At 40.8% G+C, this 24059-nt stretch carries 26 protein-coding genes; 21 read left to right on the top strand and 5 right to left on the bottom strand.

Going from position 1 to position 24059, the window contains the following annotated elements; genetic code table 11:
• Positions 1-9 precede the first annotated feature (9 nt).
• From RYO55_RS04180 to RYO55_RS04200, 5 genes are all read left to right on the top strand, one after another.
• A complete protein-coding gene (locus RYO55_RS04180) occupies positions 10-828 on the top strand; it encodes a sulfurtransferase (RefSeq protein WP_314984275.1) in 819 nt (272 codons plus the stop codon).
• 13 nt (positions 829-841) lie between these two features.
• Positions 842-1069, top strand: coding sequence for a hypothetical protein (locus RYO55_RS04185; protein ID WP_012864802.1), 228 nt, complete (start codon positions 842-844; stop codon positions 1067-1069).
• Between the two features lie 137 nt (positions 1070-1206).
• Positions 1207-1962 (top strand): exodeoxyribonuclease III, encoded by a 756-nt coding sequence (locus RYO55_RS04190; RefSeq protein WP_314984278.1) that lies wholly within the window; start codon positions 1207-1209, stop codon positions 1960-1962.
• Between the two features lie 164 nt (positions 1963-2126).
• Complete coding sequence (gene queC / locus RYO55_RS04195; RefSeq protein WP_314984280.1) at positions 2127-2816, top strand: 7-cyano-7-deazaguanine synthase QueC; 690 nt, start codon at positions 2127-2129, stop codon at positions 2814-2816.
• Positions 2817-3288: 472 nt separating this feature from the next.
• On the top strand, positions 3289-3780 hold the full coding sequence (locus RYO55_RS04200; protein WP_314984282.1) for a QueT transporter family protein: 492 nt from the start codon (positions 3289-3291) through the stop codon (positions 3778-3780).
• Positions 3781-3922: 142 nt separating this feature from the next.
• Here RYO55_RS04200 and RYO55_RS04205 read toward each other — a convergent pair whose 3' ends face one another.
• The 4 genes from RYO55_RS04205 to ispE form a co-directional block, all read right to left on the bottom strand.
• Positions 3923-5179, bottom strand: coding sequence for a Glu/Leu/Phe/Val dehydrogenase (locus tag RYO55_RS04205; RefSeq protein ID WP_314984284.1), 1257 nt, complete (start codon positions 5177-5179; stop codon positions 3923-3925).
• A 352-nt stretch (positions 5180-5531) separates the two neighbouring features.
• Entirely contained in the window at positions 5532-6992 is a 1461-nt protein-coding gene (locus RYO55_RS04210; protein ID WP_314984286.1) for an alanine/glycine:cation symporter family protein, read from the bottom strand.
• A 139-nt stretch (positions 6993-7131) separates the two neighbouring features.
• Positions 7132-7824: a GntR family transcriptional regulator gene (locus RYO55_RS04215; protein ID WP_004697535.1), complete on the bottom strand. Its 693-nt coding sequence runs from the start codon at positions 7822-7824 to the stop codon at positions 7132-7134.
• Complete coding sequence (gene ispE, locus RYO55_RS04220) at positions 7821-8717, bottom strand: 4-(cytidine 5'-diphospho)-2-C-methyl-D-erythritol kinase (protein WP_155085953.1); 897 nt, start codon at positions 8715-8717, stop codon at positions 7821-7823. Before ispE ends, RYO55_RS04215 begins: the two co-directional genes overlap by 4 nt.
• Positions 8718-8922: 205 nt before the next feature.
• On the opposite strand from ispE, the gene RYO55_RS04225 reads away from it, so the two are divergent.
• From RYO55_RS04225 to atpC, 16 genes are all read left to right on the top strand, one after another.
• Positions 8923-9873 (top strand): YitT family protein, encoded by a 951-nt coding sequence (locus RYO55_RS04225; protein WP_278604720.1) that lies wholly within the window; start codon positions 8923-8925, stop codon positions 9871-9873.
• 165 nt (positions 9874-10038) lie between these two features.
• Entirely contained in the window at positions 10039-11676 is a 1638-nt protein-coding gene (locus RYO55_RS04230) for a phosphoglucomutase (RefSeq protein WP_314984288.1), read from the top strand.
• A gap of 134 nt (positions 11677-11810) precedes the next feature.
• The gene (locus RYO55_RS04235) at positions 11811-12086 is read left to right on the top strand and encodes an ACT domain-containing protein (protein ID WP_004695058.1); all 276 of its coding nucleotides are present in this window, start codon (positions 11811-11813) and stop codon (positions 12084-12086) included.
• 8 nt (positions 12087-12094) lie between these two features.
• Positions 12095-13453, top strand: coding sequence for a PFL family protein (locus tag RYO55_RS04240; RefSeq protein ID WP_004697539.1), 1359 nt, complete (start codon positions 12095-12097; stop codon positions 13451-13453).
• A gap of 34 nt (positions 13454-13487) precedes the next feature.
• A complete protein-coding gene (locus RYO55_RS04245; protein ID WP_004697504.1) occupies positions 13488-14639 on the top strand; it encodes a glycosyltransferase family 4 protein in 1152 nt (383 codons plus the stop codon).
• 57 nt (positions 14640-14696) lie between these two features.
• A complete protein-coding gene (wecB, locus tag RYO55_RS04250; RefSeq protein ID WP_004697520.1) occupies positions 14697-15839 on the top strand; it encodes a non-hydrolyzing UDP-N-acetylglucosamine 2-epimerase in 1143 nt (380 codons plus the stop codon).
• Between the two features lies 1 nt (position 15840).
• Entirely contained in the window at positions 15841-16035 is a 195-nt protein-coding gene (locus tag RYO55_RS04255; protein WP_012864790.1) for an AtpZ/AtpI family protein, read from the top strand.
• A gap of 10 nt (positions 16036-16045) precedes the next feature.
• Entirely contained in the window at positions 16046-16414 is a 369-nt protein-coding gene (locus tag RYO55_RS04260) for a hypothetical protein (protein WP_008714914.1), read from the top strand.
• A 245-nt stretch (positions 16415-16659) separates the two neighbouring features.
• On the top strand, positions 16660-17352 hold the full coding sequence (atpB, locus tag RYO55_RS04265) for a F0F1 ATP synthase subunit A (protein WP_004697507.1): 693 nt from the start codon (positions 16660-16662) through the stop codon (positions 17350-17352).
• A gap of 23 nt (positions 17353-17375) precedes the next feature.
• Complete coding sequence (gene atpE / locus RYO55_RS04270) at positions 17376-17603, top strand: F0F1 ATP synthase subunit C (protein WP_004695064.1); 228 nt, start codon at positions 17376-17378, stop codon at positions 17601-17603.
• An 18-nt stretch (positions 17604-17621) separates the two neighbouring features.
• Positions 17622-18119, top strand: a complete 498-nt coding sequence (atpF, locus tag RYO55_RS04275) for a F0F1 ATP synthase subunit B (protein WP_004697511.1) — start codon at positions 17622-17624, stop codon at positions 18117-18119.
• Between the two features lie 4 nt (positions 18120-18123).
• Positions 18124-18675: an ATP synthase F1 subunit delta gene (gene atpH, locus RYO55_RS04280; RefSeq protein WP_004697545.1), complete on the top strand. Its 552-nt coding sequence runs from the start codon at positions 18124-18126 to the stop codon at positions 18673-18675.
• Positions 18676-18691: 16 nt separating this feature from the next.
• Positions 18692-20230 carry a F0F1 ATP synthase subunit alpha gene (atpA, locus tag RYO55_RS04285; protein WP_004697546.1) on the top strand — a complete coding sequence of 513 codons (1539 nt, stop codon included), beginning with the start codon at positions 18692-18694 and terminating at the stop codon, positions 20228-20230.
• 3 nt (positions 20231-20233) lie between these two features.
• On the top strand, positions 20234-21088 hold the full coding sequence (atpG, locus tag RYO55_RS04290; RefSeq protein WP_004697537.1) for an ATP synthase F1 subunit gamma: 855 nt from the start codon (positions 20234-20236) through the stop codon (positions 21086-21088).
• Positions 21089-21106: 18 nt separating this feature from the next.
• Entirely contained in the window at positions 21107-22531 is a 1425-nt protein-coding gene (gene atpD, locus RYO55_RS04295) for a F0F1 ATP synthase subunit beta (RefSeq protein WP_004697530.1), read from the top strand.
• A gap of 3 nt (positions 22532-22534) precedes the next feature.
• Complete coding sequence (gene atpC, locus RYO55_RS04300) at positions 22535-22942, top strand: ATP synthase F1 subunit epsilon (protein ID WP_314984291.1); 408 nt, start codon at positions 22535-22537, stop codon at positions 22940-22942.
• A 44-nt stretch (positions 22943-22986) separates the two neighbouring features.
• Here atpC and RYO55_RS04305 read toward each other — a convergent pair whose 3' ends face one another.
• Positions 22987-23895 carry a hypothetical protein gene (locus tag RYO55_RS04305; protein ID WP_058948096.1) on the bottom strand — a complete coding sequence of 303 codons (909 nt, stop codon included), beginning with the start codon at positions 23893-23895 and terminating at the stop codon, positions 22987-22989.
• Positions 23896-24059: the final 164 nt, after the last annotated feature.

Raw genomic sequence — 24059 nt, forward strand, 5'->3', positions numbered from 1 at the left:
GAGTACAATATGTCAAATTTTATCACTCCTAAAGAATTATTAGCTTGTTTCGATGAGGTCATCATTTTAGATGCTCGAGGGTATCAAGATTATAAAAAGGGACATATTAAGGGTTCTTATGCGGTGGATTTGGATAAGGATTTAACAGGTCCTTTGGGCGAGCATGGTGGTCGACATCCGTTGCCAGATATGGAACGATTGGCTCATACCTTTGAGTCTTATGGCATTACGCGCAACTCCAAGGTTGTAGTATATGATTCTTGGCTATTTTTAGCGGGCCGTCTTTGGTGGACGCTACGCTACATGGGCTTAACTGATGTACGGGTATTGTCTGGTGGTGTTGAACGTTGGGTTAGAGAGGGCCATCTTTTAACTAAAGAGCCTACTCCATTACCTGCTGAACCATCTATCTTTAACTACGAGTTGCAAACGCATATGGTTATGAGCCGTGATGAGGTTCTCAAGGCTAGTGAAAGCGGAGATCATGTTATCATTGATGCTCGTGCGCCATTCCGCTATGATGGATCTCAAGTAGATACGATGGACGGCATGACAGGCCATATCCCTGGCGCTGTTAATCACTTTTTTGAAAGCGGTTATACTGTAGATGGTCCTAAGTCTTTGAAAGACTTAGAGGCTGAGTATTACAACGAAATTTACCAAAATCGACCAGTTGTAACGTACTGTGGCTCTGGTGTAACGGCTTGTAATGCGTTGTTAACCATGAGCGAAGTAGGCCTAGAGTCTGCTTTATATGTTGGTAGTTCTAGTGACTGGGTAACCTATGAAGGCTTCCCACTTAATACTGGCGTAGAAACATTAAACTAATATAGGAGGGCAAATGAATCTTTTAAAACAACTATTAACGGTCGTTGCCTTTGGCTATATGTGTTATCATATCTATACCTTTGGACCAGGTATGTTTAATGTAACAGTATTGGTGATTCTTATCTTGTCGACGGTGGCTAATTATTTCCGTGAAAAACGTGAAAGCGACCTTAAGGCCAACGAAAATGCTCGTAAGGCTCGTGCTGAAGCAAGACATGCTAAGAAACATAAAAAGCAGTAATATCGCTAACATATAATCTTTAGATTAGCTTACATTAAGCAAAAACTTTGCTTATATTTTATGTGAAAGAGACTTTCACCAAGTTACATACGGTGAATACTATTAGATTGATGCGAATGATCGCAAAGGAGTAAGAATTGAAATTAATTTCTTGGAATGTAAACGGCCTCCGCGCCGCTGTAACAAAGGGATTTATGGAATCCTTTAACGAATTAGATGCTGATATTTTTTGTTTGCAAGAAACTAAATTACAACCTGACCAAATTTCTTTAGAGCTGCCAGGGTATGAGCAATATTGGAATAGCGCTGTGAAAAAGGGTTATAGTGGTACTGCCGTATTCACGCGCATTAAGCCTTTGTCTGTAACTAATGGTATCGGCATTGAAGAGCATGATCAAGAGGGCCGTGTTATCACTGCTGAATATGATAATTTCTATTTAGTATGCTGCTACACACCTAATAGCCAACGAGAATTGGCACGCCTCGACTATCGTATGACTTGGGAAGATGCGTTCCGTAATTATTTGCTTGAACTAGATAAGAAGAAACCAGTGATTCTTTGTGGTGATTTGAACGTAGCTCATCAGGAAATAGACCTTAAGAATCCTAAGACAAACCGTAAAAATGCGGGCTTCTCCGATGAAGAACGTGCTAAAATGACTGAGCTCTTAGGTGCCAGCTTTACAGATACATTCCGCCATCTCTATCCAGATGCGATTGAAGAATACAGCTGGTGGTCCTACATGGGGAAAGCTCGTGAACGAAATACAGGATGGAGAATTGACTATTTCATCACATCTAAACGTCTTGACGATAAAATCCAAGAAGCTAAGATTCACCAACAAATCTTTGGCTCTGATCACTGTCCAGTAGAATTGGTTATTGATCTATAAAATTACAGCGAATGTAAATACACAGCCTCATCTACGGATGAGGCTGTTGTAATAGCGTTAGGACTTTTACTATCGAAATATATATATTGTTGAAATATATCTATGTTTGTATTCTTTATTGTTCGAGATATTTTGAAAACTGTTATTCAGAATAAGGAGATAATATGGCTCAAAAACAAAAAGCCGTCGTTCTTTTTAGCGGTGGCGTAGATAGCACTACTTGTTTGGCCCTTGCCATTGAACGATTTGGTAAAGATAATGTAGTGCCCTTATCGATTCAATATGGTCAAAAACATAGTAAAGAATTAGAAGCTGCTATAGCTATTTTAGAACACTATGGTATCGAAGGTAAAACGATGGATGTTACCAAACTATTTGCCTTCAGTAACTGCTCCTTGTTAGCACAATCTAGTGAAGACATTCCGCAAGGTTCCTACAAAGAACAACAAGATGCAGAAGGGGAAGGTACGGTGAGCACTTATGTACCGTTTAGAAATGGTCTATTCCTATCTGCGGCAGCATCCTTGGCTTTATCTTTAGACTGTGGCTATATCTACTACGGTGCTCACAGTGATGATGCGGCTGGCAATGCATACCCTGACTGTACAGAAAACTTCTACAAATCCATGGGCGACGCCATCTTTGAAGGATCCGGTAAAGAATGCTCCTTAGAAGCACCATTCATTAACCACAATAAAGCAGACATCGTAAAAGAAGGCCTACGCCTCGGCGTACCATACCACTTAACCTGGTCCTGCTACGAAGGCGGAGACAAACCATGCGGACACTGCGGTACCTGTATCGACAGAGCAAAAGCCTTTCACGCAAACGGAGTCGAAGACCCAGCACTATAATATCCGTAAACTGGATTAAATTAGTAGCTGCCATTTAGGCGGCTACTTTGCTATATATTCTAATAGATAAGATGGTATATTGGGAATTAGGCGGACTTATATGTCACTAGTATTAGGATTAAGTTGATTAGCTAAATTCGCAGTGGCGGTAGATACCTTTTCAAAGAGCGACTTTGGCAGGTCGAGGCCCTAGGCCGATGACCGTATAGCCAGTGGAGCGATGAGGAAAGGTATCTTCCGCCACCCCGTCCTTACAAACTTAACACTAATAGTAGATTTACAGACAAGTCCGCCTACAACCAAATTGATTGCGAAGATATTAGATATATGCTAATATTAGTACTGCCTAAAGGCGACAACTAAATAAGACAGTTTGAAACCATCCTGTCTCTAAACAAAACTACGGAAATTCATAAGCATTGTAAGCATGGTAGTTTTGCCATGCTTTTTTTATTTTGAGGAGGTGAGTGTTATGATTTCTACACGCAAATTGACTATTTCTGCCATGGTTGTGGCATTGTACATCGTTGTATTGTATGTAACGCAAAGCGTTTCCTTCGGGGCTTATCAAATTCGTATAGCAACATCATTATATGCACTTGCTTATGCCTTTCCGTTCTTGGTGATTCCCATGGGGATTGGCAACCTCATTTCTAACTTCCTATTCGGTGGTCTTGGCATCCTCGATATGATGGGGGGCTTTGGTGTGGGCGTATTAACGACTGGCATCATCGTAGGAATGCGCAAGCTTGGCCTCAGCGCTTGGTGGGTAATGCTTCCAATCGTCTTTGTGCCTGCATTATGTGTGCCATTGTGGCTCAGTCCATTACTTGGTATTCCATACTGGCCATTAGTGTTGAATCTTATCGTTGGTCAAACTATTCCAGCTATTCTTGGTTCTGTATTGGTGAAAGCTTTGATAAGTCGTCCTAGCATGGCTACTTTATTAGGTTCTTTTAAATAATAAGTGGTTTCATCAATATAACTAAGTAAAAAAATTGAACCTCACGAGACGTTTTGATTATGTATATAGGTAAATAAAAAGGCGTAAACTCAAATTGAGCTTACGCTTTTTTTATGGCTAAAATGTATGGAGGTATAGAAGTTTAGCAGTTATAGCCACGCCATCTAGTTTCAACTACGAGGCGTTCAAGAGCAACCATGTACGCTGCTTGACGAGGAGGTACATTGTATTTATGTTGCATTTCCCAAACAGCTTCGAAGCTATTTTGCATATTCTTAGTTAATCTTTCATTAACTTCTTCTTCAGTCCAGTAGAAGCTTGCTTTATTTTGTACCCATTCATAGTAGGATACAACTACGCCGCCGCCGTTAGCAAGAACGTCAGGGATGATGTCGATGCCTTTTTCATAGAAGTATTTATCCGCATCATTAGTAGTAGGGCCATTAGCGCCTTCCAAGATGATCTTAGCTTGGATATTTTCCATGTTGTCTTTGTTTAATTGGTTTTCAAGGGCTGCCATGTATAATACATCAACTGGTTGAGCCAATAACTCTTGAGGTCCAATTGTAGTCATTCCTGGTTCGCTGTAACCTTCGAGGGAACGACCATGGGAGTTAGCGTATTCGTATGCTTTTTCAACATCGAGACCGTTAGGATTGTAGATGTTAACGCTTACGTCGCCGATAGCTACAACTTTTGCACCTGCTTGTGCAATGAGACGAGCACCTACGGAACCTACGTTACCAAAGCCTTGAACTGCAACAGTAAGGTTTTTGATATCCAAGTTTTTCTTAGCGAGGTAGCTTTGCAATGCAATGAGGCAACCGCGACCAGTCGCTTCATTACGGCCTAAGGAACCGCCAACTTCGATTGGTTTACCTGTAACGATACCTGGGCTCCATTCGCCTTTTAATGTGCTGTATTCATCAGCAATCCAGCTCATGATTTGAGCATTCGTATTTACGTCTGGTGCAGGAACGTCTGTATTAACACCGATGATAGGTGCAATACGGCGTACGAAGTTACGAGTTAAGCGTTCTAATTCACGAGGATTTAAAGTTTTAGGATCGACTTTGATGCCCCCTTTACCACCGCCATAAGGAATGTTAGCGATAGCGTTTTTAATAGTCATCCAAGCCGCAAGTGCACGCACTTCGTTTTCATCAGAATCTGGATGGAAGCGAAGACCGCCTTTAGCACTACCACGCAATGTGGAATGTTGGCAACGATAACCTTCGTATACGCGAACTTCACCATTGTCGAGTTGAAGAGGAACCGCTACTTTTAGTTCCCGTTCTGGGTGACGTAACACTTCGTATTCACTACGAGTATAGCCGAGCTTTTCAGCTGCTACGTCTAACGTGTTTAACATGTTTTCATATGGGTTATAACCGTTCATAATTACCTCCTGGATAATAGAGTAAATTAATAGTTTAATTAGTGCTAATTATATCGCATACTTAAATATTCGACATTGTAAACAGAATACCCTTTATATTTTCATAAATATATTCTATAGTTTTTGACCTTTGAAGGTTGTAAAAATATAGATAATTACTATGATCTTTATCACAGTATAATCTGCTGGTGAACAATGTTTTTATCTATGAAAATGGATACTTTTACAAAAAAATAAAGATTTATATTCTAAAAAATATAGACCTTTATATATGTACTAATAAACTATTTTGAAGAGTATACGAAAAAGACTGGTGAAAAATACTTTCACCAGCCTCATACGTCAATATATTTTATTTTTCCACAGTATCTTCAATTGGAGTAGGAGGTACGGAGGAGTCTGTAGTTTGACCATCACCCCACCATACGATGCCGTACGTGTGGTTTAGAATAGAACGGTTAAATACTGGCATTTCAATACCTGCTTTACGTTGTTTGATATAGTCATCAAGGGCAAGACCTGCTGTGCGCCCCATACGTACGATGGAACTTACGTTAGTTAATACTAAGAAAGCCATGAATAAATCGGCTAGATTCCATACGAGATCTAGAGAGGCAACAGAGCCAACAAATGTCATAAGAATTACGCCAATACGGAACAAATGTAGGTAGAATCGTTTATTTGTTAAGTGGCTGATATTGATTTCACCGTAGTAATAGTTACCAATTAAGGAACTAAAGGAGAACATAACGATGAAAATGGCTACGGCTGTAGGCGCCCAAGAACCAAGTTGTTGAGCTAGATTATGTTGTACAAGAGCAATGCCTGTTAGACCTGTAGTGCTGTAATCACCCACGATGAGTACGATGAAAGCAGAAGCTGTACAAATGATGAATGTATCAAGGAATACGCCGAATGCTTGTACAAGACCTTGTTCTACAGGGTGGTTAACAGCTGCCGTAGCGGCTGCGTTTGGAACAGAACCTTCCCCGGCTTCGTTAGAGAAGAGCCCCCGTTTGATACCATTCATAACAGTAGCACCTAATAAGCCACCACCTGCTGCAACAGGCTCAAATGCGGAGGCGAAAATAGTATAGATTACATGTGGGAATTGGGTGATATTCATAATTACCACAAATAATGCAGTAGCAATGTATAGAATCGCCATGATAGGAACAATGATTTCAGATGCTTTTGCAACGCGGTTGATACCACCGAATATGATAATACCAAGAAGGACTGCTACTACAGCGCCTGTATAGGACACATCAAGGTTGAATACCTGGAGAGATGCAGCCAAAGTATTGGCTTGTACAGAATTGTAAATCCAACCATAGGTAATACTGATTAAAATAGCAAATAGAACAGATAATGCCTTGTTGTTTAGACCATACCGAATATAGTAAGCTGGTCCGCCATAGAAACCGCCCTTAGCAACAGGTTCTTTGTAGATTTGTGCTAATGTAGATTCGATGAAGCCAGTGGCAGCACCGATGAGTGCGATAACCCACATCCAGAAAATAGCACCAGGGCCACCAAGTACAACGGCAATAGCTATACCTGCGATGTTACCAACACCTACACGAGATGCGGTACTAACACAGAATGCTTGAAATGAGGATACATGGTTCTTTTCTGTAGAGCTACCTGCGCCGTTAATTACGAGGCGAATCATTTCTTTAATCATGCGAATTTGTACAAAATTCGTTGTCATCGTAAAGAAGAGGCCTGCGCCGATAAGAATAAAAATGATGAAATAACTCCATAAATAACCGTTTATGGTGGATATAGCATCATTAAGCATTGCTTCCATAAAAACTCCCTTTCCTATAAAAAAATCCATATTTCATAATAATCAATGATATTGTATCAATTTCTATAGACTATGTAAAACAAAAATCCTTCACAAATAGGAAGGATTTTGCTTTATATAGTATTTTGTAGGATGTTTTTTATGCCTTAGTAAATTCTTGTGACTCTTCCATTCCTTGCAACAAGGTTTGTTCAGAATGTTCCATGTGAATTCGAGCTAGTTTACGAGCTTGTGCGGCATTGTGAGAGGCGATGGCTTCCACTAATTGACGATGTTCCTCCCAAGTTTTTCTAAGACGACCTGGTTGGTTCATAGAAAAACTACGGAAGCGATAGGTTTGTTCTCGCAAGTTGTGAACGATGTCTGCTAATCTTTCGTTACGAGATGCGCGGTAGAGGACTTCGTGGAATTCTACGTCCGCAGCCACAACGGATTCCATATTTTTGTTTTCCATATGATCGCCGATTTCTACAAGCATTCTCTCCAGCGTTTCGATTTCCTCTTCTGTAATGCGTTCTGCTGCAAGACCTGCTGCCAGTTCTTCGAGGGCAGAGCGGATTTCAAATACTTGCGTAATATCCTTCAAAGAGATGTTGGCAACGTAGGTGCCGCGGCGAGGCACCATAACGACAAAGCCTTCTAGCTCCAGTTTACGTATGGCTTCACGAATGGGGGTACGACTTACGCCTAACTCTTCGGCAAGGGGAATTTCCATGAGGCGCTCCCCAGGTTTTAACACCCCATCTTGGATGGCTTGACGCAATGTTTCACTTACCACTTCTCTTAGTGGTTTATACGCATCGAGTCGTATAGGTTGTAACCGTTTTGTCATACTAAGTCCTCCTGTGTACATGTTTTAGTAATGAGTGACAGCCAATCATGACCAGCTGCTTTAATCTCTTCTTGTAATTGTAAGGCTTCCATAGGTTTGTTAAGTAATACTACCATCGTAGGACCGCTTCCTGTCATGATGGTTGGGTAACCACGGCTAGTGAAAAACTCCTTACATATTCCTAGTTCTTCGTGATCTGGGAATAATAATTCTTCGAAAGTATTAGCGCTACTAGTGAAAGCAGATTGTAAATCATTATTCTGAAGATGATTCAGAACGGTATCGATTGTTTTTGCGGTGGCATTAGATTTACCGTTGAAGCGACCATAAGCAACCGCTGTAGAAATAGATACCTTTGGCTTTACTAGTAATAGCCAATGTGCTTCTGGCGATTGGCTATAGGTTAACACTTCGCCACGACCAGTTCCGCGAGCTGTACCACCTTGTAGTAGGAACGGCACATCAGATCCTAGTGAGGCACCAATATTTAAAAGTTCCTCTTGTGTGAGCCGTAAGTCCCAAAAGCGGTTGAGACCTAATAACATGGCTGCTGCGTCTGCACTACCGCCACCAAGACCCGCTTGAATAGGAACGCGTTTTAATAGGTGGATGGCGGCACCGGCTTTACAACCCGTATAGGCCTGTATGGCGCGTAACGCTTTGAGCGCGAGATTATCTTCTCCATAGCTTACGAGTTTTTGCATGTAGTCAGGCAATTCGGGAGCGCCACCAGAAAATACTACGGAATGATGCTTAGCGAAATAAATAGAATCACTAAGGCGAATCGATTGAAATATAGAATCGATGTCGTGGTATCCATCGTCACGCTTGCCTGTAATAGCAAGCCCAATATTAATTTTGCTGCAACCGAGTTGCTCAAAACTTTTACTCATAATAGCCTCGTTTGTAATGTACAAAATATATGCAGTTTATATGTTTATTTTATACTGTTATAAAGTGATTGAAAATAACCATTAAGTGGTTTATGATGATTTTGTATATACCTGTTGTTTGATTATTAAAAGCATTGTAAACAGCGTATGTTTTAATTAGTTCATTATAGAATATTTATAGTGAAATGGCAATTTGGAGGGAGCTATGTTCGCCAAGTATAAAGATGTTGTCTATCAATGTGTCATAGTTGCTATTGGTTGTGCAATTTTTGGTGCTGGTTTAGATGCCTTTGTACTACCTCACAAACTGGTTAGTACTGGTATTAGTGGGGTAGGGTTGATTTTGTATTATCTAACGGGATTATCCGTTGGTTCTTGGAACGTTATTTTGAACGTCCCTATATTTTGGGCTGCTTGGAAGTGGCTTGGTAAACGTGTAGTGCTTAATACCTTGTATGGTACGCTCATGTTATCGTGGATGATTGATCTGTTTAGTTTCTTGCAATATGACATGATTATTAAGGATCCACTACTCAGTTCTATGATGGCAGGTATCACAACTGGACTAGGGCTTGGTATCGTCTACCGTGTAGGTGGTAATACAGGAGGCCTTGATCCAATTGCACTTATCGTTCGTAAATATTATGGACTTCAAATGGGGTCCATTAATAGCGCTATCAACTGTGCCATCCTCTTAGTTGCTGTCGGCGTTGTTGGACTTGAAGCGGTAGCTGTAACTCTTATCAGTGTGTATGTGTATACTATTATTACAAATAAGGTGGTAATCGGCTTTAATCAACGTAAAGTTGCTTTTATCATTACCTATCGCACCGATGAAGTATGTGAGTGTATTATCAATAAGGTTGGTCGTGGTGCCACTATTATTAATGGTATTGGTGCCTATACACGGACGCCTAAGCAAATTGTGATGGTTGCAGTCAACTTGCTGCAGGTAAATAAATTGAAAGAGGTTATTCAAGAAGCGGACCCAAATGTGTTTATCTTGATTACTGATGCCCAAGAGGTTATCGGTCAAGGTTTTACTCAACCTATTGTTCCTGCGGAAATATCTAAACAGCTGAAATCACAAGATAGAACTACCGAAGCGAACAATAATGTTGTAATAGATGAAAATAGTTGTAACAAATCAAAATAAAGAATTATGATAAAATCTCTGGCTGTTGTCATCTTATATTAATTATGTGTAAATATAATATTTTATGAATGATACATACATTTTGGAAATAATTTAATGTAATTGATCGAATATCAAGGTTGTAAAATGAGAGGGCTTGCCCTCAAGATAAGATTAGAGGTTTCTATGACTCACAAATTAGCAGGTACGCCTGTACAAGAACAAGATATTATCGATGTGCAAACCCTTGTGGATGCATATTTTGATAATGCTCCGGATATTACAGATCCGACACAACTCGTATCCTTTGGCACATCTGGCCATCGCGGTACATCTTTAAATAGTACGTTTACAGATTTACATGTGGCCGCTATTACACAGGCTATTTGTGATGGCCGTGGTCAATTTGGCGCTACAGGTCCGATTTTTGTCGGTCAAGATACACATGCTTTATCTCAGCCAGCCCTTGTGACGGTTCTAGAGGTCCTTGCTGGCAATGGTGTAACGGCAATGGTTGATTCCGATATGGATTTCGTGCCGACACCATCTATATCTCGTGCTATTATTCGTTATAATGAAAGCCACGATGATAAGGCGGATGGTATCGTGATTACGCCGTCTCATAATCCTCCAGATAATGGTGGCATTAAGTATAACGCTACCAATGGTGGTCCAGCGGATACGTTGATTACTAAATGGATTGAAACACGTGCCAATGAATATGTTCACGCATATTGTGAATTAGAAGGATTTAAACGTATTAGTATCGACAATATTGAGCCCGATCAACAGGTTCCATATGACTATAAAGGTCTATATGTAGAAGAACTATCTTCTATCATTAATATGGAGGCAATCCAAAGTGCAAAACCTAAGGTCCTCGTTAATGCTCTCGGCGGTAGTGGGCTAGGTTATTGGCGTGCTATTAAAGAGCGGTATAATCTAAACCTAGATATTATTAATGATGAGTATGATCCAACGTTTAGCTTTATGACCTATGACCATGATGGTAAGGTACGTATGGATTGCTCATCTGAATATGCCATGGCTGACGTAATTAAACAAATTGGTAATTATGATCTCGCTGTTGGGAATGACCCTGATTATGATCGCTATGGTATCGTTAGTCCGCATGGGCTAGCTTCTCCAAACGCATTTCTTGTGACTGCGGCGGATTATTTGTTTACGACTCGTGGTTGGACAAATAAAGGGGTCGGTAAAACCGTTGTTTGTACCACTATGATTGATAAATGGGCTGCTAGTAAAGAGGTTCCTGTTTATGAGGTTCCAGTAGGTTTTAAATATTTTAGTTCCCTATTATTCGATGGTGAGATTGGTATTGGCGGTGAAGAATCTGCTGGTGCATCGTTCCTTAAAAAAGACGGTACCGTATGGACCACAGATAAAGATGGTATGATTATGGCTCTCTTAGCAATGGAGATGTATGCTGTAATGGGCGCAACTGTTGAGAGACTATATAACAATATTGTGGAAGGCTGTGGGGATCCACGATTTGGTCGTATTGATGCGCCTTGTACAAAGGCGGCCAAGGCTAAGTTGAAACAATTAAATGCAAGCTCCATTACGGCTACCGAAGTAGATGGTGATGCGATTACTAATGTTCGCACTACTTCTTTGTATAAAGATATGCCTATCGATGGTGTTCGTGTGGAAACGGAAACAGGATGGTTTGTAGCACGCCCATCTGGCACTGAAGATTTATATAAAATTTATGGTGAAAGCTATAAAGGGGATAAAGGTCTTATCGCATTGTTAACTGCTGGTGAAGAGATTGTAACAAGTGCTTTGTCTGACGAAGTGTAACATGTTGTTTTCACTAGAAAACTCATAAAGATTTCACTCATGAAAAATAATAAATGTGTTATAATATATTAATATAGTTTATTGAATGCCCTATACTGGCTATATAGCTTGTAGTGCTTAGAGAAGGTGATGTTATGAAATTAGTTGTTACCGTTGTCGGCGTAGACCGCGTTGGTATCATTGCTGGAGTTAGTACTGTACTCGCTAACTACGGTGTAAATATTATGTCCATTAATCAGACCATCCTCGATGGCGTTTTCAATATGATTATGATGTGTGAAACCAAGTCTGAAGATATGAAAAATCTTACAGCTATCCAAGAGGCTTTGACGACTCAAGGTAAAGAACTAGGTGTTGAAATCCGTGCACAACATGCTGATATTTTCTTGAGCATGCACCGCGTAGGATAGGAGGCACTATGTTATCTATCGACAATATTTTAGAAACGAATCAGATGATTCACGATAACAAGCTTGATGTTCGTACTATTACGATGGGAATTAGCTTGCTTGAATGTGCATCTAGTTCTGGTAAAGAGCTATGTGACCGTATTTATGACCGTATTACAAAAGAGGCAGAACATCTTGTATCTACAGGGGAAGATATTGAGCGAGAATTCGGCATCCCTATTATCAATAAGCGTATTTCTGTAACACCCATTTCTTTAGTTGCAGGAGGTAGTGATTTAACATCCTATGTTCCTGTGGCGGAAGCTATGGATCGTGCTGCAAAAACTGTAGGTGTTAATTTTATTGGCGGCTTTTCTGCGCTTGTAACAAAGGGCGCCACTCGAGCTGACCGCATTTTGATTGACTCTATTCCTGAAGCGCTGGCAACTACGGATATCGTTTGTAGCTCTGTTGCTGTGGGCTCTACTAAAACTGGTATTAACATGGACGCAGTGCGAGACATGGGAATCATCGTTAAGAAAACTGCAGAGCTTACAAAGGATAATGATGCTCTTGGTTGTGCTAAGCTCGTAATATTCTGTAATCCTGTAGAGGATAATCCATTTATGGCGGGTGCTTTCTTCGGGGTAACAGAAGGGGATAGTGCTATTTCTGTAGGTGTATCTGGCCCGGGCGTTGTAAAACATGCGCTTGAATCCGTTCGAGGTCAATCCTTTGACGTTGTAGCAGAAACGGTTAAACGTACTGCTTTTAAAATCACGCGCGTAGGTCAATTGGTAGCCCAAGAGGCATCTCGCCGCCTAGGTAAACCATTTGGTATTATTGATTTATCTTTGGCGCCAACGCCAGCTGTAGGTGACTCTGTAGCTCATGTTCTTGAAGAAATGGGCTTGTCCTCTTGTGGTTGTCATGGCACTACAGCGGCACTAGCATTACTTAATGATGCGGTGAAAAAAGGTGGTCTTATGGCTTCCTCTCACGTAGGTGGTCTTAGTGGTGCATTCATTCCTGTCTCGGAAGATGCAGGCATGATTGATGCTGTATCCTGTGGTAGTTTGACACTTGATAAATTAGAGGCCATGACATGTGTTTGTTCTGTAGGGCTTGATATGATTGCTATTCCTGGAGACACTACTGCTGACACCATTTCTGCTATCATTGCAGATGAATCAGCAATTGGTATGATTAATAATAAGACAACTGCGGTTCGTGTAATTCCTGTACCTGGTAAGACTGTTGGAGAGGTTGTTGAATTTGGTGGATTATTAGGTTATGCTCCTATTATCGAAGTGAGTCCATATAGTGCAGCCGAGTTCATCGCCCGTGGTGGCAGAATTCCTGCTCCTATTCGTAGCTTAACGAACTAATCCGTTTTTACAACCTACTTGTTGGAGGTGTCTTATGAGTGAATATGTGCTCGATTATGTGTGGGCCTTTGCACTAGCGCTCATCATAACCTTTGCACTTACCCCATTGGTAAAACGCTTTGCCGTTGCTGTTGGGGCAATAGATAAGCCTGATGCTCGAAAGGTGCATCATGGTGCGATTCCACGACTTGGTGGATTAGCAATCTTTCTCGGTTATGTGGGATCGGTTCTTTTTAACGATTCCATTCCGCATGATCATAAATTGTTTGGGTTTGTCCTTGGTACAGTCATTTTGGTGCTAGTTGGTATTTGGGACGACATTAAACAAATTGAGCCAAAAACTAAGTTAATGGGCCAAATTATAGCAGCCGCTATTTTGGTGGCTTATGATATTCGAGTAGATTTCATTAACCTTCCTTGGGGTGGTGTAGTATATCTCAAGTATTGGGCTATTCCATTGACTATTTTCTGGATAGTTGGTTTTACAAATATTGTAAACCTCATCGATGGCCTTGATGGCTTGGCTGCAGGTATTTCCTTTATCGCATGTATCGCTGTTTGTGCAATGACATTGCAACTTGGTCAAACTGATCTTGCTTGTATCTCTCTTGCTTTAGCAGGTGCGACTGTAGGTTTCTTGCGGTATAACTTCAATCCTGCAAAAATATTCATGGGTGATACGGGATCCATGTTATTAGGCTATACATTAGCAGCTATTTCCGTTATGGGCGCTGTGAAGACGGCGGCTATGATTGCTCTAGTGGTACCTGCCATTGTGTTAGGCTTGCCTATTTTAGACACCTTATTTGCCATTGTGCGCCGTAAAATCAGTGGACGTCCCATCTTTAAACCCGATAAAGGTCATGTTCACCATCGCTTATTGGCACAAGGATTAACACAAAAGCAAGCTGTATTGTTGATGTATGCAGTAACAGCTCTTTTCGGCGGTGTATCTGTTATCGTTGCAGAGGTCAATGCTTGGGTCGGCGCGACCTTGGTATTAGTAATTTTCTTGTGTAGTATTTATATTGCACGACGTCTTGGCGTTATCATGCATAGTGATGCGGCAGGGCATCCGTTACCACGTCCTACAATTGAACGCAGCGACTCGGATGATACCATATCCTTTGATCGCGATGAATTGGCTAAAGCCTTGGAGAATACTGATGATTCTCATAAGGAATAACCATCTGTGGGGCGCTTGGCGCCCCATTTTTTCTATCCTACTACGTTGGAGGCAACTATGTTAAAAGTTATGACAATCTTTGGTACAAGACCTGAGGCTATCAAGATGGCTCCTCTTGTAAAAGCATTACAAGCAGCACCAGATATGGAACCTATCGTCACCGTTACGGCACAGCATCGAGATATGCTTGATCAAGTACTAAACTTGTTTAATATTACCCCAGACTATGATTTAAATATTATGAGCCAAGGTCAAACACTATATGATGTAACTAATCGTGCTTTGATGGGCCTTAAAGATGTATTAGAAGAAGCAAAACCTGATGTGGTACTCGTTCATGGTGACACTACAACTACCTTTGCTGGGGCATTGGCTTCTTTCTACCAAGAAATTCCTGTAGGTCACGTGGAAGCAGGGCTACGGACAGGTGATATTTACTCTCCATTCCCTGAAGAGATGAATCGAAAATTGACGGGTTCGATCGCGACGTATCACTTTGCGCCTACTTCTAGTTCTGAAAGCAATTTAAAAAAAGAAAATATTAATACAGAACATCTTTATGTAACAGGGAATACTGTTATCGATGCTCTTGATACGACGGTACAAGACAGCTATGTATTCGATGATGCAGCTATTAATGCTCTTGATCCTAAAAAACGTACGGTTCTTGTTACCACACATCGCCGAGAAAACTTAGGTGAACCTATGCGCCATGTATATCAAGCCATTCGAGATTTAATCAATGAATTTGAAGATATTCAAGTTGTTTTCCCTGTACATAAAAATCCTAAAGTTCGCCAAGTTGTACAAGAGGAACTTGGTTCTGTGGAGCGTGTTACATTAATTGACCCTCTTGACTATGAACCGTTTGCAAACTTGATGGCTAAATCTTACTTGATTTTGACTGATTCAGGTGGGATTCAAGAAGAAGCCCCAGCTCTTGGTAAGCCAGTTCTCGTATTACGTGATACGACAGAACGTCCTGAAGCGGTAGAAGCAGGCACTGTTCGCCTTGTAGGTACTGATAAGGATGCGGTACATAAAGCCGCTTATGAATTATTGAGCAATACGGAAGCGTATAAGTTGATGTCTAATTCTGTTAACCCCTATGGTGACGGAAAAGCCTCTGAACGCATCATTCAAGCGTTGCGACATGAATTCTTAGGTGATGCGCGTCGTCCTGAACGTTTTGGTAAATAATATGGATAAGGATCTTGTGAAAGCCCTCGCCATGGCAACATCAGCGGGGGTCACACTGGTCTCCTGTATAGGAGGTTTTATTTGGCTAGGTTATAAATTGGATACTTGGCTTCAAACGGAACCACTCTGCATGGTCATATTTGGCCTAATAGGAGCTATAACAGGGTTTTATATGTTATATAAACAAGTTAAGTAGTGAGGTATGTATGAATCAATATATAAAATTCATAGTGCGCGTGCTACTGTCTTGTTTTTTTATTGCCTTTTTAGGTGTAATAATACAGGTTGCATGCGGATTACAACACTATGTATGGGGATGGCTGTGGGGCATTTTTATAATGGTGCTCTACTTGCTTAGCCTTGCACTACATGGTCAAGCAATTATATTAGGTGATCCTTATAAGGCTGTTCGTAAGGCGCGTAGACAGATGGTGTGGCGTCTTATGCTTGTTGGATCTTTAGTCGTATTAGGTTTGAAGATTCCCCATGTAGAAGCAATTAGTATGTTTGTAGCGATTGCACTTATCCAGCCTGCACTTTATATAGTGTATTGGCGGTTTAGTGGACGGTTCTAATTTTTATTATTTTAATTAAGAATTTTATTGCATTTAAATTAATGTATTGTATTCCAATTAATGTATTGATGTGGATTTTAATAAGACATGGAGTCGTATTCTAATAATGCATTGAATACATTCTATTTATGATTATTTGGAATTGTTTACCCTTCAAGTGTTGATTATATATCTATAACGATGTATGATGATACATATATATTATATTTATATTAATGTAAATATATTAGGTTTTTATTAGGTTTATGGAAGGGGTTGAGAACGTGGAATTACATGCGGGACACCATGAGGTCGTGCAGTGGTTGGGGTTGACATTTAATATGGATACTTTAATTGCTACATGGGTTACTATGGCTATTGTAATACTGATAACAGTATTAGCCACCCGGGGACGTAAATTGGTGCCTGTAGGCTTGCAAAATATAGTGGAATCTATATTAGAAGGCTTAGAGGGGCAATTAGCTCCGAATTTGGGTCGCCATTGGCCGATGGTGAGTTCCTTGTTATTTACGTTTTTCTTATTTATTTTTGTAGGAAATGAGTTAGGCTTAATGCCAACATTCAAGGCTTTAACATCACCAACATCCGATATTAACACTACAATTGCATTAGCTTTATGTAGTACATTAGTGGTATGGGTTATGGGGGTTAAAGTTAAAGGCTTATCTTATTTTAAGCATTTTGTACGACCTTATAAGGCTTTGTTAATACTCAATATTTTCGAGGAAATTGCTAGACCTGTTACACTTGCTTTCCGTCTATTCGGTAACATTGTGGCAGGTGAAATTTTGTTAGAAGTATTATATAACTTGCCTTGGTTTGTGCCGGTACCATGGGTTTGGATTGCTTTTAGTCTATTTATTGGTATTATTCAAGCCTTTATTTTTACCGTTCTTACTGCATCCTATTTGGGGATGGGGCTTAGTGAGGAACATTAATTAATTTATATGGAGGATATATTATGGAAGCTCAAGGTTTATTCGCGTTAGCAGCGGCAATTGCAGTAGGTTGTGGTGCTATTGGTGCAGGTATCGGTGATGGTCTTGTATCTAGCAAAGTTATTGAAGGTATTACACGCCAACCTGAATTGCGCGGTCAATTGATGTCTACTATGTTCGTAGCGATTGGTTTGATCGAAGCGATGCCTATCATCGGTGTAGTAGTAGCATTTATTTTGTTATTCAGATAATAACGAGGAGGAATAACCTTGGTTGACTTAAGCCTTGGAACGATTCTTGCTCAAATGTTGAACTTTTTTATATTAGTTTGGCTATTGGCTCGTTTTGCATATAAACCATTATTGGCTATAATGACAGAACGTAAAGAACGAATTGCTAAAGACTTAGAAGCTGCAGAACAAGCTCGCGCAGAAGCAGAGGGGTTTAAAGCTGATTATGCAGCTCAAATTGCTAATGCTCGTATAGAGGCACAACAAATTGTTGAAAAAGCAGTTCAAGAAGCAGAAAATACAACACGTGAACAATTGTCAACAGCACGCGAGCAAATTGAACAAGAAAAAAATCGTGCTCGCCAAGATATCGCTATTGAACGCGATCGTGCTATGAACAGCTTGCGTAACGAAGTGGTATCTTTATCTGTAGCTATGGCTGGTAAAGTTGTTGCTAAAGATATGAACAGCGAAACTAATACAAAATTGATCGAAGACGCTATTCGTCAACTTGATAGTAAAACGATAGGGTTGTGATACGATGAGCATAGAAATTGTAGCAGATAAATACAGTTCAGCTATGTTTGAATTAGCTCAAGAACAAAATATTTTGGAACTCATGGAGGAGCAATTAGGTTATGTAGCGTCCGTTATGGCGGAACAGCCTGAACTTCGTTCATTCCTTGAAAATCCAATCGTTACAGAAGATGCAAAGATTAAGTTAGTTGGTTCTATCTTTGAATCTAGTATCGACAAAGTTGCTTTACATTTTATCTATGTGATGATTAAACGTGGGCGCCATCGTTATATTGCGCAGGCCATTGCAGCGTTTATTCAAAAATCACGAGAGGCTCGTGGCATTTTGGAAGCTACTGTAACTGTAGCAGAACCAATCACAGCTGAGGTAGAAGCATCTGTACAAGCTAAATTACGAGAAGTAACAGGGAAAGATGTTATTTTATCTGTGCGCCAAGATCCATCAATTATGGGTGGTATCGTTATCCAAGTAGGAGATAAACGCATTGATGGTTCTGTATCTCGTCGTTTAGAGGAATTAGAAAAATCTTTATTAAGAACGAACTCTATTAGATAGGGGTGAATGGGTATATATGAAAATGAAGCCTGAAGAAATCACTGCTATAATCAAACAGCAGATTCAGGACTATGATGTTGACCTCAATGTCGATGACGTGGGTACTGTTCTCGACGTAGGGGATGGCATCGCCCATATTTATGGTCTTGAAAGAGCCATGGCCGGTGAGTTGCTAGAATTACCACACGGCGTATATGGCTTGGTTTTGAACTTAGAATTAGATAATGTTGGTGCCGTACTATTAGGTGATGACTTCTTGATTAAAGAAGGAGACCAAGTGCGTCGTACTGGCAAAATTATGGACGTTCCTGCTGGAGATGCCTTGATTGGTCGTGTAGTAAATCCTCTTGGTCAACCTCTTGATGGCAAGGGTGCTATTCAAGCTACAGAACGTCGTCCTATCGAACATCCAGCACCTGGTATTGCGGATCGTCAATCCGTAAATGAACCATTGCAAACAGGTCTTAAAGCGATTGATGCGATGGTACCAATCGGCCGTGGTCAACGTGAGCTTATCATCGGTGACCGTGGTACAGGTAAAACTGCGATTGCCTTAGATACTATTTTGAACCAAAAAGGCAAAGATGTTATTTGTATTTATGTAGCTATTGGTCAAAAAGAATCTACGGTTGCTCGCGTAGTGCAAAAGCTTGAAGAAGCAGGCGCTATGGAATATACAATCGTAGTTTCTGCGAGTGCTTCCACAGGTGCACCTCTTCAATACATTGCACCATATGCTGGTGTTGCCATGGGTGAATACTTTATGTACCAAGGTAAACACGTATTATGCGTATATGATGACTTAACAAAACAAGCGGCTGCATATCGTGCTATGTCCCTATTATTGCGCCGTCCACCAGGGCGTGAAGCATATCCAGGTGACGTATTCTACTTACACAGTCGTCTATTAGAGCGGGCTGCGAAACTTTCATCTGAACTTGGTGGAGGTTCTATTACAGCGTTGCCAATCATTGAAACACAAGCAGGTGACGTATCTGCATACATTCCAACAAACGTAATTTCTATTACTGATGGTCAAATTTTCTTGGGAACAGATATGTTCTATTCTGGTATTCGTCCAGCTGTTGACGTAGGTTTGTCCGTATCCCGTGTAGGTGGTAGCGCACAAACTAAAGCGATGAAGCAAGTGGCGGGCCAATTGCGTTTGGACCTTGCTCAATATCGTGAGTTGGCTGCTTTCGCTCAGTTTGGTTCCGACCTTGATGCGGCTACACGCGCTCAACTTGATCGTGGTGAACGCTTAACTGAAATGTTAAAACAAGGTCAATATGAGCCTATGAGTGTAGCGGAAATGGTTATCAACCTTTACGCTGGTACTAAAGGGTACTTAGCAGATATTCAAGTGGCAGATGTATTGTCCTTTGAAGCTGAACTTTTACGTTATGTAAAAGCAAATTACCCTGAAATCATCACTAACATTGAAACGTCTAAGAAAATTGACGAAGAAACTGAAAATCTATTGAAGCAAGCAATCCCAGAATGTGTTGAAGCATTTGGCTCTACACATACATTAGTGTCTCGTAAGGAGGCGTAATGTATGGCTAGTGCACAAGATTTGCGAAAACGCATAAAAAGTGTTACCAATACGCAACAAATTACAAAAGCGATGAAGATGGTAGCTTCTGCTCGTCTTCGTAGGGCACAAACAAAAGCGGAAGCTACTCGTCCTTACGCAGAAAAGATAGGGCAAATCTTGCGTCATATGTCTAATAGTGATTTAGAAGGCTTTGAAAGTCCTCTCTTAGATGTGCGACCTGTAGAGCGCACTTGCTATATTGTAGTAGGTGCAGATAAAGGTCTTGCAGGGGCATTTTCGTCTAATGTGTTGAAATTTGCTATGGAACAATTACATGGTAAATCTCCTGATACATACCGTGTTATCACGGCAGGCAGAAAGCCTAGAGATAGCATGAAATCTAGAGGTATTCGCATCGATAAGTCCTATGCGGGCTTTTCTGATAAACCGTCCTATGAACATGCGCGTGCCATCATGCATGAAGCACTTTCACTATATGAACGTCATGAAGTAGACGAAGTCATCATGATCTATACACGTTTTGTAAATTCTATGACGCAAATTGCACAGGCTGAGCGCTTGTTGCCAATAGAGCAACCACAAGATGAGGTAAAAGGCGAAGAGTATGATTTTATGCCGTCCGCCGTATCCGTCTTGGAGGCGTTGCTGCCAAAATACTTAGAAATTACAGTTTATAATGGATTGTTGCAATCTGCAGCTAGTGAATTGGGTGCTCGTATGACGGCCATGACATCGGCTACAGATAATGCAGGGGAACTCATTGAGTCCTTAGGCCTTGAATATAACAAGTTGCGTCAATCTAGCATTACAAACGAAATTTCTGAAATCGTTGGTGGCGCTAATGCCTTGCAATAGATAAGGAGACATCTGTCGATGAGTAATAATATTGGTAAAGTTGTGCAGGTCATCGGCCCAGTTGTAGACGTGCGCTTTGATGCTGGTCATTTACCAGCTATCTACAACGCCATCCACATCTACCATGACCACAAGGCACACGATAGACAAAAAATCGTAGTAGAGGTTATGCAACACTTAGGCGACGATACAGTTCGTTGCGTTGCCATGAGTTCTACTGACGGTATGACACGTAATATGGAAGCAGAAGATACTGGTGCTCCAATTTCCGTTCCTGTAGGGGAAGGCGTATTGGGTCGTATCTTTAACGTACTTGGTGAAACTGTAGACCATGATCCAGCTCCAGTTGTGGCTGATGAAAAATGGCCTATTCACCGTCCAGCACCTAAATTTGATGACCTTTCTCCAGATACACAAATCTTGGAAACAGGTATTAAGGTCGTTGACCTTATCGCTCCATACGTAAAAGGTGGTAAAATCGGTCTTTTCGGTGGTGCCGGTGTAGGTAAAACCGTATTGATTATGGAATTGATTCACAATGTTGCTACAGAGCACGGCGGCTATTCCGTATTCTCCGGTGTAGGGGAACGTACTCGTGAAGGTAATGACTTGTGGAACGAAATGAAAGAGTCTGGCGTTATCAATAAAACAGCCCTCGTATATGGACAAATGAATGAGCCACCAGGGGCTCGTATGCGCGTAGGTCTTACTGGTCTTACAATGGCTGAATACTTCCGTGATGTGAAAAAACAAGACGTGCTCTTGTTCATTGATAACATCTTCCGCTTTATTCAAGCGGGGTCCGAAGTATCCGCCCTCTTAGGTCGTATGCCATCTGCCGTAGGTTACCAACCTACATTGGCTAATGACGTAGGGGCATTGCAAGAGCGTATTACATCTACAAAAGAAGGCTCTATTACCTCCGTACAAGCTGTATATGTACCTGCCGATGACTTGACTGACCCGGCTCCAGCAGCGACATTCGCTCACTTGGATGCGACAACAGTATTGTCTCGTTCCATTGCGGAACTTGGTATCTATCCAGCGGTGGATCCTCTGGACTCTACAAGCCGTATTTTGGACCCACATGTACTTGGTGAAGAGCACTACGCAGTAGCTCGTGGAGTACAAGAAGTATTGCAAAAATATCGCGATCTTCAAGATATTATCGCAATCCTCGGTATGGAAGAATTGTCTGACGAAGATAAACTCACTGTATCTCGCGCTCGTAAGATTCAACGTTTCTTGAGTCAACCATTCTTCGTAGCAGAAGTATTTACCGGTTCTCCTGGTAAATATGTGCCATTGTCCGAAACATTGAGAGGCTTCAGAGAAATCTTGGATGGTAAACATGATGAATTGCCAGAAGGTGCATTCTACATGGTTGGTACCATTGATGAAGCCATTCAAAAAGCAAAGGAAATGCAAGAGAAGGGGGAATAATCCATGGCGGAACCTATGACCCTACAGATAATTACACCTGATGCAATCGTATTCGAGGGCCAATCTACATTCTTTGTAGGTAAAGCTATCGATGGTGGTTTTGGTATTTTGCCAAATCATGCGCCTATGATTATTGCATTAGACTTAGCACCTTTACGCATTGATCAACCAGATGGAACATCTCGTGAATATGCTGTATTTGGTGGCTTCTGTGAAATTGAACATAATAAGGTGAGTATTGTAACCCCTGACTGTCAAGATCCAACATCCATTGATGTGGAACGTGCTCGTCAAGCTAAAGAGCGTGCAGAAGGTCGGTTATCAAATCCTACACCTGATATTGATGTAGAAAGAGCGGAAGCAGCATTGCAACGTGCTTTACTGCGCTTGCATGTTACAAAAATGTTATAAGAAAAAGGCTAGCCATCTGGCTAGCCTTTTTTTAAGAAATTTATCTACAAGACGCTCACACCTTTTAAGGAGTATGCAGTATTCTTAGGTTGTTCTACTTGAAAATCTAATACAACAGGAGCCTCAGAATTAATACCAGGTGCTTGGTAACGGTCACGGTCTGTTGGAATTCGTTTGTATGGTAATTTATCAAGTAATATAGTCATAACTTTGTTCCAAACTGATTTATGTGTTGGCATAGTTAAAGAGTCATCAGTTTGGTTGAAGCCCGTACGAACAGTATGGATTATCTTATCGTTTACATCATAATAGTATAAAAGGGCATTAACCTTTGCGGCGATATAAATTTCATGATTATCCTTATTATACGGATCTGGGCTATTAATAGTATTAACTTGTACATATACGTCTTGTAATGGTACAGGCATAATAACGATTTCAGAATTTTGGGCCTCTGCAATTTGAGCAAGATCAGCGGCTTTAATTTCTGCAGTTGGTGTGTTAGTACTTACGATGGTTGTATTATAGTAAGGATATTTAAGTGTATTTGATAAGCGATCTGTCATGTAGCGCCCAAATTGAGCTGTGTTTTCATTGCGCAAATTTGCTGGTACAACAATAGTAACTTTACGGCTCGGAAAGTTTTCTAAGTGTCCATCATGACTTGTACTAGAAGTATTAATTGTGGCTTTTTCTGGAGCTCCAGAAATCGGTGTAGATGTTGGTGTTGCAGCCACTTTTATGACAGGCTCCATATTCGTTTCAGGGGCTAATGTAGGAGCTTCATTACTTGTGCTACTTTGTATAGTGCTAAGAGCTACAGGTTGTGTTGTATTTGGTGTTAACTGACTCAAATCGATCATAGCGGCACTGGCTGTTGTAAATGCAGTTGTGAGTAGTACAGCAAGTACTGTAAGTAGTGGACGTTTATAGAGTCCGAAGTTATGTAACATAATTCCTCCTCTTAATAAAACTCTTTTAAAATTACAAATTATACAATTTATATTATTATATCATATATACAAAAAAAAGAAGCAAGCTTAATAGCTTGCTTCTTTAGTCTGGTGGACGATGACAGGATCGAACTGCCGACATCCTGCTTGTAAGGCAGGCGCTC

The sequence above is a fragment of the uncultured Veillonella sp. genome (genome assembly GCF_963551295.1).
GTDB lineage: Bacteria > Bacillota > Negativicutes > Veillonellales > Veillonellaceae > Veillonella.